15 protein-coding genes are annotated in these 13,151 nt (G+C 66.7%); 10 read left to right on the forward strand and 5 right to left on the reverse strand.

The genetic code is table 11. The annotated features are described in order from the left end of the window. Positions 1–28: 28 nt before the first annotated feature. Entirely contained in the window at positions 29–457 is a 429-nt protein-coding gene (locus AC1X6S_RS13990) for an organic hydroperoxide resistance protein (protein WP_483406362.1), read from the reverse strand. Between the two features lie 203 nt (positions 458–660). On the opposite strand from AC1X6S_RS13990, the gene AC1X6S_RS13995 reads away from it, so the two are divergent. The 8 genes from AC1X6S_RS13995 (at position 661) to AC1X6S_RS14030 (ending at position 7,141) form a co-directional block, all read left to right on the forward strand. Continuing rightward, a complete protein-coding gene (locus AC1X6S_RS13995) occupies positions 661–1,236 on the forward strand; it encodes an LURP-one-related family protein (protein ID WP_108392588.1) in 576 nt (191 codons plus the stop codon). Positions 1,237–1,304: 68 nt separating this feature from the next. Then, complete coding sequence (locus AC1X6S_RS14000; RefSeq protein ID WP_483406363.1) at positions 1,305–1,826, forward strand: hypothetical protein; 522 nt, start codon at positions 1,305–1,307, stop codon at positions 1,824–1,826. 44 nt (positions 1,827–1,870) lie between these two features. Next, the gene (locus AC1X6S_RS14005) at positions 1,871–2,521 is read left to right on the forward strand and encodes a DUF4190 domain-containing protein (RefSeq protein WP_483406364.1); all 651 of its coding nucleotides are present in this window, start codon (positions 1,871–1,873) and stop codon (positions 2,519–2,521) included. 78 nt (positions 2,522–2,599) lie between these two features. Next, the gene (locus AC1X6S_RS14010) at positions 2,600–3,271 is read left to right on the forward strand and encodes a FadR/GntR family transcriptional regulator (protein ID WP_483406365.1); all 672 of its coding nucleotides are present in this window, start codon (positions 2,600–2,602) and stop codon (positions 3,269–3,271) included. 170 nt (positions 3,272–3,441) lie between these two features. After that, positions 3,442–4,470: a bile acid:sodium symporter family protein gene (locus AC1X6S_RS14015; RefSeq protein WP_483406366.1), complete on the forward strand. Its 1,029-nt coding sequence runs from the start codon at positions 3,442–3,444 to the stop codon at positions 4,468–4,470. A 49-nt stretch (positions 4,471–4,519) separates the two neighbouring features. Next, on the forward strand, positions 4,520–5,371 hold the full coding sequence (locus AC1X6S_RS14020) for a fumarylacetoacetate hydrolase family protein (protein WP_483406367.1): 852 nt from the start codon (positions 4,520–4,522) through the stop codon (positions 5,369–5,371). Between the two features lie 9 nt (positions 5,372–5,380). Beyond that, a complete protein-coding gene (locus AC1X6S_RS14025; protein ID WP_483406368.1) occupies positions 5,381–6,124 on the forward strand; it encodes an SDR family NAD(P)-dependent oxidoreductase in 744 nt (247 codons plus the stop codon). Positions 6,125–6,238: 114 nt separating this feature from the next. Then, positions 6,239–7,141, forward strand: coding sequence for a DUF4190 domain-containing protein (locus AC1X6S_RS14030; protein ID WP_483406369.1), 903 nt, complete (start codon positions 6,239–6,241; stop codon positions 7,139–7,141). 167 nt (positions 7,142–7,308) lie between these two features. On the opposite strand, the gene AC1X6S_RS14035 is transcribed toward AC1X6S_RS14030, so the two are convergent. The 3 genes from AC1X6S_RS14035 to AC1X6S_RS14045 all read right to left on the reverse strand — a co-directional run bounded on the left by AC1X6S_RS14035 (position 7,309) and on the right by AC1X6S_RS14045 (position 10,105). Then, positions 7,309–8,205, reverse strand: a complete 897-nt coding sequence (locus AC1X6S_RS14035; protein WP_483406370.1) for a DMT family transporter — start codon at positions 8,203–8,205, stop codon at positions 7,309–7,311. A gap of 553 nt (positions 8,206–8,758) precedes the next feature. Continuing rightward, on the reverse strand, positions 8,759–9,292 hold the full coding sequence (locus AC1X6S_RS14040) for an alpha/beta fold hydrolase (RefSeq protein WP_483406371.1): 534 nt from the start codon (positions 9,290–9,292) through the stop codon (positions 8,759–8,761). Positions 9,293–9,406: 114 nt separating this feature from the next. Then, positions 9,407–10,105, reverse strand: a complete 699-nt coding sequence (locus AC1X6S_RS14045; protein ID WP_483406372.1) for an SDR family NAD(P)-dependent oxidoreductase — start codon at positions 10,103–10,105, stop codon at positions 9,407–9,409. 122 nt (positions 10,106–10,227) lie between these two features. Between AC1X6S_RS14045 and AC1X6S_RS14050 the strand changes: the two genes are divergently transcribed. Both AC1X6S_RS14050 and AC1X6S_RS14055 read left to right on the forward strand, forming a co-directional pair. After that, entirely contained in the window at positions 10,228–11,046 is an 819-nt protein-coding gene (locus AC1X6S_RS14050) for an alpha/beta fold hydrolase (protein WP_483406373.1), read from the forward strand. Beyond that, positions 11,039–11,608: a TetR/AcrR family transcriptional regulator gene (locus tag AC1X6S_RS14055; RefSeq protein ID WP_483406374.1), complete on the forward strand. Its 570-nt coding sequence runs from the start codon at positions 11,039–11,041 to the stop codon at positions 11,606–11,608. Before AC1X6S_RS14050 ends, AC1X6S_RS14055 begins: the two co-directional genes overlap by 8 nt. Positions 11,609–11,947: 339 nt before the next feature. Here AC1X6S_RS14055 and AC1X6S_RS14060 read toward each other — a convergent pair whose 3' ends face one another. Next, the gene (locus AC1X6S_RS14060; RefSeq protein ID WP_483406715.1) at positions 11,948–12,925 is read right to left on the reverse strand and encodes an NAD(P)H-quinone oxidoreductase; all 978 of its coding nucleotides are present in this window, start codon (positions 12,923–12,925) and stop codon (positions 11,948–11,950) included. Between the last annotated feature and the right edge of the window lie 226 nt (positions 12,926–13,151).

Consider the following 13,151-nt stretch of genomic DNA (forward strand, 5'->3'; position numbering starts at 1 on the left):
CGGTCGCAGCCGCGCCGGGCAGGCCCGGTCAGGCAACAGTGGCGTCGAGGGTGACGGGGATGTTGCCGCGGGTCGCGTTGGAGTAGGGGCAGATGGAGTGCGCTGCTTCGACGGGGGAGTCTGCTGTGGCCTGATCGACACCGCCGAGCTCGATGTGAAGCGCGGCCGAGAGGCTGAATCCGCCGCCGTCCATGGGCTGTAGTCCCACTTCGGCGATAACGGCCGAGTCGGTGAACGTGATCTTCCGGCTCGCGGCCGCGGACTTCAGCGCGGAGTGGAAGCACGACGCCCAGCCGGCAGCGAAGAGCTGCTCCGGATTCGTTGCCCCGCCGGGTCCACCCATTTCGGTCGGGATGGCCAGGGTCACGTCGAGGAGCCCGTCACTCGAGACCGTGTGCCCTCCGGCGCGGCCGTCTCCGGTCGAGGTAGCGACGGCGGTGTAGATGGGGTCCGACATAGAGATGTTCTCCTTCGATCGTGGAAAGCTCTGCCCAGTATTCCGTATCCACCCGACGACTGATGCGCTGAGGCCGCCGGTCGGGATGCCCCGCGCCGCTGCGGTCACACAGCGGCGGGCATCGATAGGATCTTCAGCGTCTGCACCTGCTCGGCGACCCGATCTCCGAGCGGCCCACTGCCCTACTGCCCCGAAGGACAACGATGACCACCTCCACGTTCCAGTACGCGCCCCGTTTTTTCGTCAAGCAGCGCCTCACCATGATGGTGAACCGCTACGAGATCGTGGAGGCCAACCCCGACGGGTCTGAGGGCCGGATCTTCGCGATCGCGCAGCAGAAGCGGATGGCGATGAAGGAGCAGGTCACGTTCTACGCCGATGAGGCGAAGACGATGCCGCTGTTCGGGTTCAAGGCACGCCAGGCGATCGACGTTGCCGCGTCGTACGACGTCACCGCCGCTGACGGCACGATCATCGGATCGTTCCAGAAGGATTTCGCCCAGAGCCTCTTGCGGACGTCGTTCCACCTGCGCGGAGCGGGCATTGAGGCATACGGCCAGGAACGCAACCAGACCCTCGCGATCCTCCGCCGGTTCATCAACCTTCCGCTGGCACTGCACTTCGACTTCATCGACCGCGCCACCGGCGCACCGGTCATGACGAGTGAGCGCCAGTTCAGCATGCGCGACAAGTACACGGTCACCGTTCCCGACCAGCGGGTCGACTTCCGTCTGGCCGCGGCGATGGCCGTTGGTCTTGACGCTCTGATGCAGCGCTAGCTTTCTTGCCGCTCTGCCGCAGCATCCGTTTTCTCCACAGAATCCGGATGATGCGGCAGACTCGACGCATGACGAGCCTCCCGCCGAGTTCTTCCGATCCAGCGGACTCCGGTCCGCCCAGCACGCAACCGCAGTACCCGGCGCCGCAGCCGCCGTACGACGCGGTGCAGCACTACCCGCACGAGCAGTTGCCGTACGGTTACACCGCGGTCGGCCCGGCGGCACCGAAGAGCGGCAACGGGCCAGGACTCGCGGCGCTGATCATCGGCATCGCCTCGGTCGTCGCGGCGTTCATTCCGCTCGTCAACGTCTTTTCCTTCCTGCTCGGACCCGCGGGGCTCGTCGTCGGCATCGTTGGGCTGGTGCTCGTTGACCGGCCGCGCGGCCAGGCTATTTGGGGAGCCGTGCTCTCCGTGGTCTCGATGGGTATCGCGTTTGTGACGTTCTTCCTCTACACGTTCGGCTTCATTGCCGCGATGTTCGGCGTGATCGACGAGACCACGCGGAGCGCGCCGTACACGATCGAATCGTCCGCGGCACCGGGCGCACTTCTCCCCGTCAACGCGGTGTCGCTCAGCACGGGTGGGTAGATTTCTCCTCGCCCCGACGGTGCCACATAGGGCATACTCGGCGCATGACGAACCCAACGCCGAGCCCTGACGGACCCGCCGCTTCCGGTCCGCCCAGCCCCTATCGCGCCGCAGATTCTGCGCCGGTCGAGCCGCACGCGCCCGAGGCCGTGCCCGCGGAGCCGGCCGGTTACCAGCCTTACTCGCCAGCGGCTCCAAGCCAGTCCGCACAGCTGCCCCCGTACTCCCAGCCGCAGCCCCCGTACACCCAGGCACCGCCGTCACCCGTATATCGCCCGTCCCCGCACCAGCCGCCGTACCCTCAGGCAGTCCAGCCACAGCATCCGCAGTTCAACCAGTACCCCCAGCCGCAGCCGTACAACCAGGCGCACTACAGCTATCCCCAGCAGCAGCCGAATCCGTACGGCCCCGCCCAGCCCGCGCCGTTCAACAGCAACGGACCCGGCCTCACCTCGTTCATCATCGGCATCGCCGCGATGCTCATCGCGATCCTGCCCGGGTCGAACTTCGGCGCGTCCCTGCCCGGCATCATCGGCGTCGTCTTCGGAATCATCGGGCTGGTGTTGCCGGGGCGCCCGCGACGGCAGGCGCTGTGGGGCCTTGTGCTCTCGGGCACGTCGATCGTCCTCGGCATGATCATGGCCTTCGTGTACACGTTCGGTTCCGTTCTCACGTTCTCCGGCTCCTCCTTCTAAGTCGCGCCGTCCGTGTGACCTTCAGATACGAACGGATGCCTCGAGTGAGGTTATTTACCAAGCCGTTAGGCTGGCCGCATGGCAGTCACGGATGAGGCGATCTCGACGATCAAAGCAATGATCGTGTCAGGTGAACTCAAACCCGGCCAGCGCCTTCCACCGGAAAAGGAACTGAGCGAGCGACTGGGGCTGTCTCGGAATTCGCTCCGTGAGGCAGTGAAGTCACTGGAAGTGATTCGGGTACTCGATGTGCGTCGCGGCGACGGGACATACGTCACCAGCCTCGAGCCGCACCTCCTGCTCGAGGCGATGGCATTCGTCGTTGACCTCCATCAGGATGCCTCGGTGATCGAGATATTCGAAGTGCGGCGCGTCCTCGAGGCTCACGCCGCCGGCCTGGCCGCGGTGCGCATAAGTGACGCGCAGCTCGATGATCTCTCGCAGCTTCTGTCCTCCGTCGATGAGTCGACGAGTCTCGACGATCTCGTCAGCCACGACATCGAATTCCACCGGCAGATCACTGCTGCCAGTGGAAACGCCTATCTGTCGGGCCTGCTCGAAAGCCTCTCGAGTTCGACCATCCGCGCCCGCGTCTGGCGAGGCATCACCGAGGACGCGTCAACAGCCCGCACGCTCTCCGAGCATGGCGCCATCCTCGCCGCCCTCCGCAGCCGAGACCCGGACCTGGCGCGCGCAGCCCTGACCCTGCATGTCGGCGGGATCGAAGCTTGGCTTAAAGGCGCCCTCTAGACGCTCCATGAAGGCCGGAGCGTTTCATGTCGACGGCTTTGGAAAATTGATCCGATCATTACGCTGCCGGCACCGCAGCGATGAATCCCGTCGCATGGCGGACTTGCGGCGTGCTAGCGTACTCTCGGGCCGATCAGCTGGCTGTCGAATTGTTTTCAAGGAGGAAAATTTTGAGCAATACATCCGACCTTCTCGCTTCTCGCGAGCGTCGATCGGCCAAGATCGCGGTCATGGCGTTTCCGGTAATCATCGTCATTGCCGGCATCTTCGGCACTCTGGCACCGGATGTGGCGCTCCCTTTGAACCCCCTGGTTCCAACGCTGCTCGGCATCGTCATGTTCACCATGGGTCTCACCCTCACGATTCCCGACCTCAGGATCGTTGCCAAAATGCCCCATGCGGTGTTGATCGGATGCGTCGCCCAATTCCTGATCATGCCGCTCACCGGCTTCGGTATCGCGGTGCTGCTTCAGCTTGACCCGCTGCTCATCGTCGGAATGGTGCTTCTCGGGTCCGCACCCGGTGGAGCATCGTCCAACATCGTTGCCTATCTCGCCAAGGGAAACGTCGCGTTGTCCATCTCGATGACCACCATCTCGACCTTGGTGGCGCCGGTACTGACTCCATTGCTCGTGCTCTGGCTGGCCGGCAGCTACCTGCCCATCGACTTCTGGTCCATGGCGCTGCAGATCCTCCAGATGGTCATCATCCCCGTTGCGCTTGGTCTCATTGTGCGGCTCCTGGCCAAGAAGCTGGTCGCCCAAATTGCGCCGGCCGTTCCGTGGATCTCGGTGGCGGTCCTCTCACTGGTGATCGCGGGCATCATGGCCGGAAGCGCCGAGGTTGTCATGGGCTCTGCGCTCATCGTCATCCTTGCCGTCGTGCTCCACAACGCAGCTGGCTTCGGGCTCGGCTACCTCGCTGCGAAGGCCGGTCGCCTCGGCGCCCGCGAACGTCGCGCCGTCGCCATCGAGGTCGGAATGCAGAACGCCGGACTGGCTGCCGCCCTCGCCAACGCGAACTTCTCCCCGCTCGCCGCCCTGCCGGCTGCTGTCGCGACGATCTGGCACAACGTTGCTGGCGCCATCCTCGCTGCCCTCTTCAATCTGGCAGACACCCGCGCAGAGAAGCGCCGTCTCGCCGAAGCCGCGACGGCCAGCGCCGAGACGACACCTGTCGCTGCGCCGACAGGCCGGTGAGCGGCACAGCCTGTTGACATTGCACCCCCGGTTCTGAGAAGGATATGACATGAAATTCGCGCGAATTGGCCCCTTGGGGGCAGAGGTCCCCTGCGTCGTCGAGGACGGGACGTACTACTCCCTCGCCTCCATCACGACCGACATCGACGCCGCCTTCTGGAGGTCTGACGGACCGGCTCAGGCAGCGCAGGCACTTGCCGCCTCCGCGCTTCCAGAACTGCCGTCGTCCGGCATCCGGGTTGGCGCAGCCATCGCTCGGCCGTCCTCCGTGTTCTGCATTGGGATGAACTACGCCGCGCACGCGGCAGAGTCGGGTTCAGAGCCGCCGACTGTTCCGATTCTCTTTCACAAGGCACCCAACACCGTCGTCGGCCCGAACGACGCGGTCGCGATTCCGCGCGGGTCGACCAAGACGGACTGGGAGGTCGAACTCGGCGTCGTTATCGGCAAGCGCACCTCATACCTGGACTCACCGGAACAGGCGCGTGACTCGATCGCGGGCTTCGTCACCGTCAACGACCTCTCGGAACGGTCGTTCCAGCTGGAGGTATCGGGCGGTCAGTGGTCGAAAGGTAAGAGCTGCGCCGGGTTCTGCCCGACCGGACCCGTCGTCGTCACGCCCGACGAGTTCGACCCGAGCGATGCCAGGCTGCGCAGCTGGGTGAACGGCGAGCCACGGCAGGATTCGTCGACAGCCGACCTGATCTTCAGCGTCAACGAGATCATCTTTAACCTCAGCCAGTACCTCGTGCTCGAACCCGGTGACCTCATCTGCACCGGGACGCCGGAAGGGGTCGCGCTCTCGGGACGCTTCCCCTACCTCTCCGCCGGAGACGTCGTCGAAATCGAGATCGACGGCCTCGGCCGCCAACGCCAGCAGTTCACACCGGCACATCAGTAAGGACAAACCATGGAATTTGACGGACTGACAGCCATCGTTACAGGTGGGGCTTCCGGAATCGGCGCCGCCACTGCGACATTGCTTGTCGAGCGTGGCGCACGAGTGGCCGTGCTGGATTTGACGCCCGAGGCGGCGGGCCCCGGCGTCGTCGCGCTCAGGTGCGACGTGTCCGATGACGAGTCCGTACGATCGGCCGTCGCCGAAGCCGCCGAGCGACTCGGCGGCATCGATATCGTCATCAACAACGCCGGCATCGGGGCGCAAGGCACGATCGAGTCGAATGACGATGACGAATGGCACCGAGTGTTTGATGTCAACGTCGTTGGGTTGGTGCGAGTTTCCCGCGCCGCACTGCCACACCTGCGGCGCTCCAACCATGCCGCCATCGTGAACACCTGTTCCATTGCGGCCACTGCGGGACTGCCCGCCCGCGCACTCTACGGTGCAACCAAGGGCGCTGTGCTCTCTCTCACCCTGAGTATGGCTGCGGACCACCTGGCCGAGGGCATCCGTGTCAACTGCGTGAACCCGGGCACTGCGGACACCCCGTGGATCGGACGGCTCCTCGCATCGGCTGCCGATCCTGACGCAGCGCGCTCTGCGCTCGAGGCGCGCCAGCCCCACGGTCGCCTCGTCGCTCCGGAAGAAATCGCAGCCGCAATCGCTTACCTTGCGAGCCCTCTCGCAGGTTCGACGACCGGGGTCTCCCTCGCCGTGGACGGTGGGATGCAGGGGCTACGACTCCCACGCTAGAGCTTCCGCAAACTGGGGGCGGGGCAGTTCTCGGGCTCCTCCTCGAGCGGCGTCCGAAGCGGTGTAGGTCTTAGTACCCTCACCGCGCCGCGCTGCGAGGGTCACACTCGCAGTATGACAAATCCACCGCCGAGTCCGTACGGTTCCGCGGGCGAAGGAAACACGCAGCAACCGCCGTACAACGCGTCGCAGTTCTACCCGCAGGAGCAGCCCCACTATGGGTATGCCCCGGTGGGTCAGGGTCCACCGAAACCGGGAAACGGCCCGGGGCTCGCGTCTCTGATCATCGGCATCGTGTCGATCGGAGTGGCGTTCATCCCGTTCGCGAACTTCCTGTCGTTCCTGCTCGGTGTGACCGGGATCGTGCTGGGCATCATTGGCCTGGTGCTCGCCGACCGGCCACGCGGGCAGGCGATCTGGGGAACGGTGCTCTCTTTCGTGTCGCTGGTCCTCGCTGCGGTGATGATCGTCGCGTACACCTTCGGCTTCATTTTCGCCATCGGCGAGGCCGTCGACGAAACCCCGCGCGCCCGCCCCGGGATCACCGCAACACCCGAACCGCGTGCCACCCTGGAATCGCTCACCCTCGGCTCCCCCGTCGAATTCGTGGACACCGACGGCGAGACCGTGTATCTGGCGACCGTCACGGCATACGACCTCGACGCCACCGATCTCGTGCTCGCGGTCGAAGGTAACCCGGCACCGCCAGAGGGCATGAACTGGGCCATGGTTTCCGTCGCTGCGGCACCGCGCGCCCAGGCTGGTGCCGACCCCGGCACGGAGATCACCGTCGAGTACGTTACAGGCAATGGCAACGAGGTCTACAGCGCCACGGATGAACTCAGCGCCGCACCCGATCCCGACTTTTCGGGCTTCACCGACGTCGACCTCAATGAGACCGTCGTCGGCAATATCGTGATTCCGATTCCCAGCGACGACCCCGGCGAGGGGCTGATCGCACTCAGTTATTCCGGCGCGGAGGGCACCGACGGGCCGTACTACTTCGAGGTCGACTAGCTGCGGCTGACGCAGTGCGCTTCCGGAGGAAGAACCGTGGCTTCATGCGCAATAGCGCGACAGACGTCACGATTTACCGCCCGAAAATAGCGGGGACGGCGACGGCGCGTGGGCGTGGGCGACTCGAGGGCCGGTCACCGTGGCGAGCGAGCCGGCCTCGGCGGCGATCACCGGCCGCGGCGGGTCAGCGCCACTCCGACGAGACACAGGATGCCGCCGACGATCGCGAGCGGCACCGGGAGTTCGCCGAGGAAGACGATCCCCATCAGAATCGCGAGCGGCGGCACGATGTACGTCGAGATCGTGAGCTGGCCCGCCGGCACCCGCGACAGCGCGTACGCCCAGGTGCTGAACGCGATGGCGGTGGGCACGGCGCCGAGGTAGACAACACCGAGGATCGAACTGGTCGGCGCCTGCTGCAGGTCGGCGAGAAGCTGGCCGCTGAACGGCAGACATGCGATGGTGCCGATGGCGCAGCCCAGCCAGGTCACCTGGCCGGCGGGCAGTCGCTTGAGCGCTGGCTTCTGGAACAGCACACCCGCCGCATAGGTGACGGCGGCGAGAAGCGCCCAGAGCACCGCGATGCCGTCGATTCCGCCGTTGGCGTTGCCTGCGCCGACCCCGATCAGGATCACGCCGGTGAAGGCAACGCCCGCGCCGATGGCGAGCCACTTCTGCAACCCTTCGCGGAGAAAAAGCCCGGCGCCCAGGGCGACGAGGATCGGCGCGAGATTGACGATCATCGCGGTCGTGCCAGCGTCGAGCGTCTCCTCGGCCGTGTTGAGCGCGATGTTGTACGCGCCGAACCAGGCAACGCCGAAGCCGAGGATGAGCAGCCACTCCCGGCGGGTGGGTGCCACCCATCGGCGTCCGATCAGCAGGAAGCCGAGCAGAACTGTGCCGACCACCAGTCGCAGCAGCGACATCCCGCCCGGGGTGAAGTCCGGTCCGACGCCGCGGATGACGATGAACGCGCTCGCCCATGCAACAAGCGTCACCGAAATGGCGACGAGCACGAGTGGGCTCAATCGCGTCGGACGGATGACTGTGGAGGGCGGGGTCACGCCCCCAGCGTAGGTGCGGGGTGCGGGCCGCGCAGCCGTCACTGATGGATCTGGCAGAGACCCGCCGGAGGTTGGCCGAGACGGGCCGGGCGACGCGACACGTGCAACGGGAACGACACGACGGGGACCGTCGCTTCGGGCGGAAAAACCGCGGGTCCGCCGCCCATACATCGACAAACCCCGCGATTCACCTCCCGAAACGACGCTGCATGCACGCGGGCGACTCCCGGCACCGTCACTTCGGGCGGAAAAACCGCGGTCCGCCGCCCATACATCGACAAACCCGGCGATTTGCCTCCCGAAACGACGGCGCGGCGCACGGACGACTCCCGATGGCCGGAGTGGCCCACCCGTTCACGCACACGACGCGCCTACCGCGGTACTGATGGACGGGCTGATACCGACGCGCCGGAACCGGTCTGTACCGCCCGGCACCGTCATTTCGGGCGGAAAAACCGCGGGTCCGCCGCCCATACATCGACGCACCCCGCGATCTACCTCCCGAAACGGCGGCGCACCCGGCAGGCGCCAACAGTCGCGGTCAGCGCACGAGCTACTCGCGCAACGCCGCGATGATTTCGGCCGGCGCCTCTTCCGGCATGAAGTGGCCAGCCGACAGGGTGCGGTGCTCGAGATCCGGCGCCCATGCCTGCCAAAGCCCGGCGGCGTCATAGCCCAGGGCAGTGCCCCAGTCCTGCTGGATGGCGGTCACCGGCATGGCGAGGGTGTTCCCGGATGCCCGGTCCGCTTGATCTCGCAGCACGTCGATGCCGGCGGATGCCCGGTAGTCGGCGACGATCGACGGCACGGCCTCGCGGGAGGCGCGAAGGTATTCGGCGCGGTACTCGGTCGGAATTGCCTCGGGTGTGGAGACCCAGTCGTCGATGAACGACGCGAAGAAGGTGTCGGCAACCGCCGAGATCATCGGTTCGGCCACACCCACCGGTTGCGCCATGAGGTAGAGGTGCCAGGCCACCTTTGCGTCGGCGCCGTGCAGGATGTCCCACATATCGAGGGTCGGCAGCACGTCGAGGCTCATGAGGTGGGTCACGACACCGGGGTGGTCAAGACCTGCGCGGATCGCCACGAGCGATCCCCGGTCGTGCCCGGCGAGAGCGAACGTCGCGTGTCCGATCCTCGCTGATCTCTCAGCGATGCTCCGCTCCACCTGATGGCGCGGCCCGCTAACGACGCGCGGTCATCACGCGATGTCGGATTCGGCAGGCTGGCGGAGCACGGTGAGCGGTCCGTCCGCTGACACGGATGCCGCCCAGAGCGCCTCGGCAACAGCGTCCGGTTCGTGGGCCGCGCCGGGGCCGACGGCTCCAACGATGGCGAGTTGAGCGACGCGGATGCCGCGCGGGGTGAGGGCTCGATGCAGTAGTTCGACATAGGCAGTCTCTGCTGCCGTCGTGACGACACTCGCGGCCCGCTCCGGGGTGGGGTTGAGCGCCGCGCTGCCCGTTGTAAACAGCAGAGTCCCGTGCCCCCGCTCGATCATGCCCGGCGTGACTTCGGCGACCGCCGCCGCAGCGCCAGCCACGTTCAGACTGAACGACTCGATGAACTCCCGTGGCGCTGTCTCGAGAATCGGGCGGATGAGCGCGAGCGAGGGCAGCGGGCTGAAACAGAGAGTCTCAATCGGTCCGAGCTGCTGGGTAAGCAAACGGATGCCGCGGGCAAGGCCGTCGGCATCCGTCGCGTCGGCGGCCTGCCACGCTGTCCGGATGCCCTCTGCCTCGAGAGCATCCGAGAGTTGCGTCAGACGCTCCGCTGACCTGGCAATGAGCCCGACCGACCGGCCGCCACGGGAGAATCGGCGGGCCACGGCCAGGCCGATACCCGGTCCGGCCCCGACAATCAGGACACCGCCATCGGTTGATTTGTTCGATGTGTTCATGGCTCGATTCTTCGCCGTCGGCGGTGCGTGCGGAAGGCCCGCGTACACCCCAGCTCGCCGGCTTCAGTGATTAAGACGCGGTGCCTATTGCGCTTAGCTTAAAAGCTAAGTAGATTAGCCACATGACACATCAACTCACAACGCGCTTCCTCCAGCGCGGCACTCAGGGGAGGATTGCCTACGACGTTCGAGGCAACGGGCCGCGGATCGTACTCGTGCCCGGCATGGGCGAGCTTCGATCCACCTACCGGTTCCTTGCTCCAGCACTCGCCGAAGCGGGCTACACGGTTGTCACCACAGACCTGCGTGGTCACGGCGACAGCGATGCGTCCTTCTCGAGTTACGGTGACGTCGACACGGCCGGCGACATCGCCGCCCTTCTTCGCGAACTCGGTCCGGCGATTGTTGTCGGCAGCTCGATGGCGGCGGGTGCCGCGGTCATCGTGGCGGCGGAGCATCCTGAGCTCGTCAACGGCCTCGTGCTGATTGGCCCGTTCGTGCGGCAACCGGCCGCCAACCCGATGCAGACTCTCCTCTTCCGGGTCCTGATGGCCCGCCCGTGGGCAGCAGCGGCATGGAAGGCATACATGCCAACCCTCTACGCCGGCACCAAGCCGTCGGACTTCGCCGAGTACCAGCGCACCGCAATCGCAAGTATCAAGCGGCCCGGCTACGCGCGCGCCTTCAGCCTCACCACCCGCACCGACCACGTGCGCGCCGGCGAGAGCCTCGAGTCGGTCTCGACGCCGACCCTGGTCATCATGGGCGAGAAGGACCCGGACTTTAAGGATCCACGGGTCGAAGCGGAGTGGATCGCGCACACGCTGAAGGGAACATCCGTCATGGTTCCCGAAGCCGGTCACTACCCGCACTCGCAACAGCCCGACTTGGTTTCGGCCAGCATCCTGGACTTCCTCCGGACGGTGACCACGCGTGCCTAGGGCTGGACTCGACGAGGCCACGGTCATCGAGCGCGCCGCCCAGATCCTCGATGACCCTGCAGCCGATGGCTTGAATCTCGCCGTCCTGGCCGAGGGCCTCGGCGTGCGGGCTCCCTCCCTCTACAAACACGTCGACGGCATGCCCGGTCTCTACCGGGGCATCACCTTGCGCGCGAAGACGGATCTCGCTCGCGCTCTCGGGCAGGCGGCCATTGGACGCTCCCGGGACGACGCCATCCGTGCGCTCTCCCTCGCCTACCGGAAATGGGCGGTTGAGCATCCCGGCCAGTACCCGCTGACCGTGCGAGCGGCGGCATCCGAAGATCCGGAAGACTCGCGCGTGTCATCGGTTCTCGTTCAGGTGATCTACGACGTTCTCGCCGGCTACGACCTCCGGGGCGATGACGCTGTGGATGCCACCCGGTTCCTTCGGTCGGCGCTCCACGGTTTCGTCGACCTGGAGACCCGAGGCGGGTTCCAGCTTCCTGTGGACAGGGAGCGGAGTTTTGCCCGGCTCATTGAGAGCGTCGCGACGGCGCTGGGAGCCTGGTCGGACTCGTAACTGCCCGCGCGGTGCTGGAACCGGTGGGCGCCGCCCGGCACCACAACTTCGGGCGGGAAAATCGCAGGCCCGCCGCCCATACGTCGACGCATCCCGCGATTTACCTCCCGAAGCGACGGTGCTGCGCACGGGCGACACCCCACGACCGCGGCAACCCACCCACTCGCCCACTGGACGTGCCTGCCGCCCCCGGCACTGGAGCCGCCCGACACCGCAACTTCGGGCGGGAAAACCGCGGGTCCGCCGCCCATACGTCGACGCACCCCGCGATTTACCTCCCGAAGCGACGGTGCTGCACCGCCCGGCTCCGCGCGCAACCCAACCGACGGCATCCGCTCGTCACATCGTGAGCAGGATCTTGCCAGTGTGCTGGCCCGAGTCGAAGTGTTCGTGGGCCTCCGCGACCCGGTCGAGCGGGTAGCGCGCCTCGACGGCGGTGCGCACGGTGCCCGCCTCGACGAGCGGCCAGACGTGCGCGGCGACCTCGGCGACGACCCGCGCCTTCTCCGCGATCGGCCGGGAACGGAGGGTCGTGCCGGCGACGCTCGCGCGCCGGGACATCAGCAGGCCGAGGTCGAGTTCGGCCTTCGCGCCACCCTGCAGCCCGATCACGACCAGGCGTCCGCCGAGCGCAAGCGCATGCACGTTTCGGTCGAGGTATTTCGCGCCAACGACGTCGAGGATGACGTCGGCTCCGTGCCCGCCGGAGATGTCCAGCATCCGCTCGACGAAGTCCTCATCGCGGTAGTTGATGCCCGCTTCGGCGCCGAAGGTCCGGCAATAGGCGAGCTTTTCGGCGCTGCCGGCGGTGACCACCGGGTGGGCGCCGAACGCGGCGACGAGCTGGGTCGCCATCGTCCCGATGCCACCGGCGCCGCCGTGGATCAGCACCCAGTCGCCCGCAGTGACGTGCGCGGTCATGAAGAGGTTCGACCAGACGGTGCACGCCACCTCGGGCAGTGCGGCGGCATCGACGAGCGGTGTCGCTGCGGGAACCGGCAGCACCTGCCCGGCGGGCACCGCCACATACTCCGCGTAACCGCCCCCGGCGAGCAGGGCACAAACCTCGGCGCCGACCTCGAACGCGTCAACGCCGTCACCGAGAGCGGCGATCGTTCCGCTGACCTCAAGGCCCGGGATGTCGGATGCCCCTGGCGGCGGCGGATAAACGCCGCGTCGTTGCTGCACGTCGGCACGATTGAGCCCGGCGGCTGCAACGCGGATCAGCACCTCACCCGGCCCGGCGACCGGGCGTGGACGGTCGACGACGCGGATCACGTCGGGTCCGCCAGCGCCCTGGTACTCGACGGCCCTCATCAGTTCCGGCATGGCTGCTCCCGTTCGTGTGTGCGCACGTTGGGCCCTCGCCAACCGGCGAGCGCCCTCTCCATCGTGTCACGCGTGCCGGCGGCCGGCAGAACCCAGGGACGAACCACCCTCAAAGCGCACCGAACGGGCCAACCGCCTCTGTCGCGCGGTGGCGGAGGCCGAGCACAGTGAGAGCGGAGCCGCAGTTGAGCCCCCGCGACCCGCCGCCCCTGCC

It is taken from the genome of Mycetocola sp. Y442, from assembly GCF_056898615.1.

Coding starts and splice junctions, on each gene's coding strand:
- AC1X6S_RS14020 (WP_483406367.1), top strand. CDS start 4,520: ATGAAATTCGCGCGAATTGGCCCCTTGGGGGCAGAGGTCCCCTGCGTC.
- AC1X6S_RS13990 (WP_483406362.1), bottom strand. CDS start 457: ATGTCGGACCCCATCTACACCGCCGTCGCTACCTCGACCGGAGACGGC.
- AC1X6S_RS14025 (WP_483406368.1), top strand. CDS start 5,381: ATGGAATTTGACGGACTGACAGCCATCGTTACAGGTGGGGCTTCCGGA.
- AC1X6S_RS14000 (WP_483406363.1), top strand. CDS start 1,305: ATGACGAGCCTCCCGCCGAGTTCTTCCGATCCAGCGGACTCCGGTCCG.
- AC1X6S_RS14030 (WP_483406369.1), top strand. CDS start 6,239: ATGACAAATCCACCGCCGAGTCCGTACGGTTCCGCGGGCGAAGGAAAC.
- AC1X6S_RS14050 (WP_483406373.1), top strand. CDS start 10,228: ATGACACATCAACTCACAACGCGCTTCCTCCAGCGCGGCACTCAGGGG.
- AC1X6S_RS14045 (WP_483406372.1), bottom strand. CDS start 10,105: ATGAACACATCGAACAAATCAACCGATGGCGGTGTCCTGATTGTCGGG.
- AC1X6S_RS13995 (WP_108392588.1), top strand. CDS start 661: ATGACCACCTCCACGTTCCAGTACGCGCCCCGTTTTTTCGTCAAGCAG.
- AC1X6S_RS14060 (WP_483406715.1), bottom strand. CDS start 12,925: ATGAGGGCCGTCGAGTACCAGGGCGCTGGCGGACCCGACGTGATCCGC.
- AC1X6S_RS14005 (WP_483406364.1), top strand. CDS start 1,871: ATGACGAACCCAACGCCGAGCCCTGACGGACCCGCCGCTTCCGGTCCG.
- AC1X6S_RS14010 (WP_483406365.1), top strand. CDS start 2,600: ATGGCAGTCACGGATGAGGCGATCTCGACGATCAAAGCAATGATCGTG.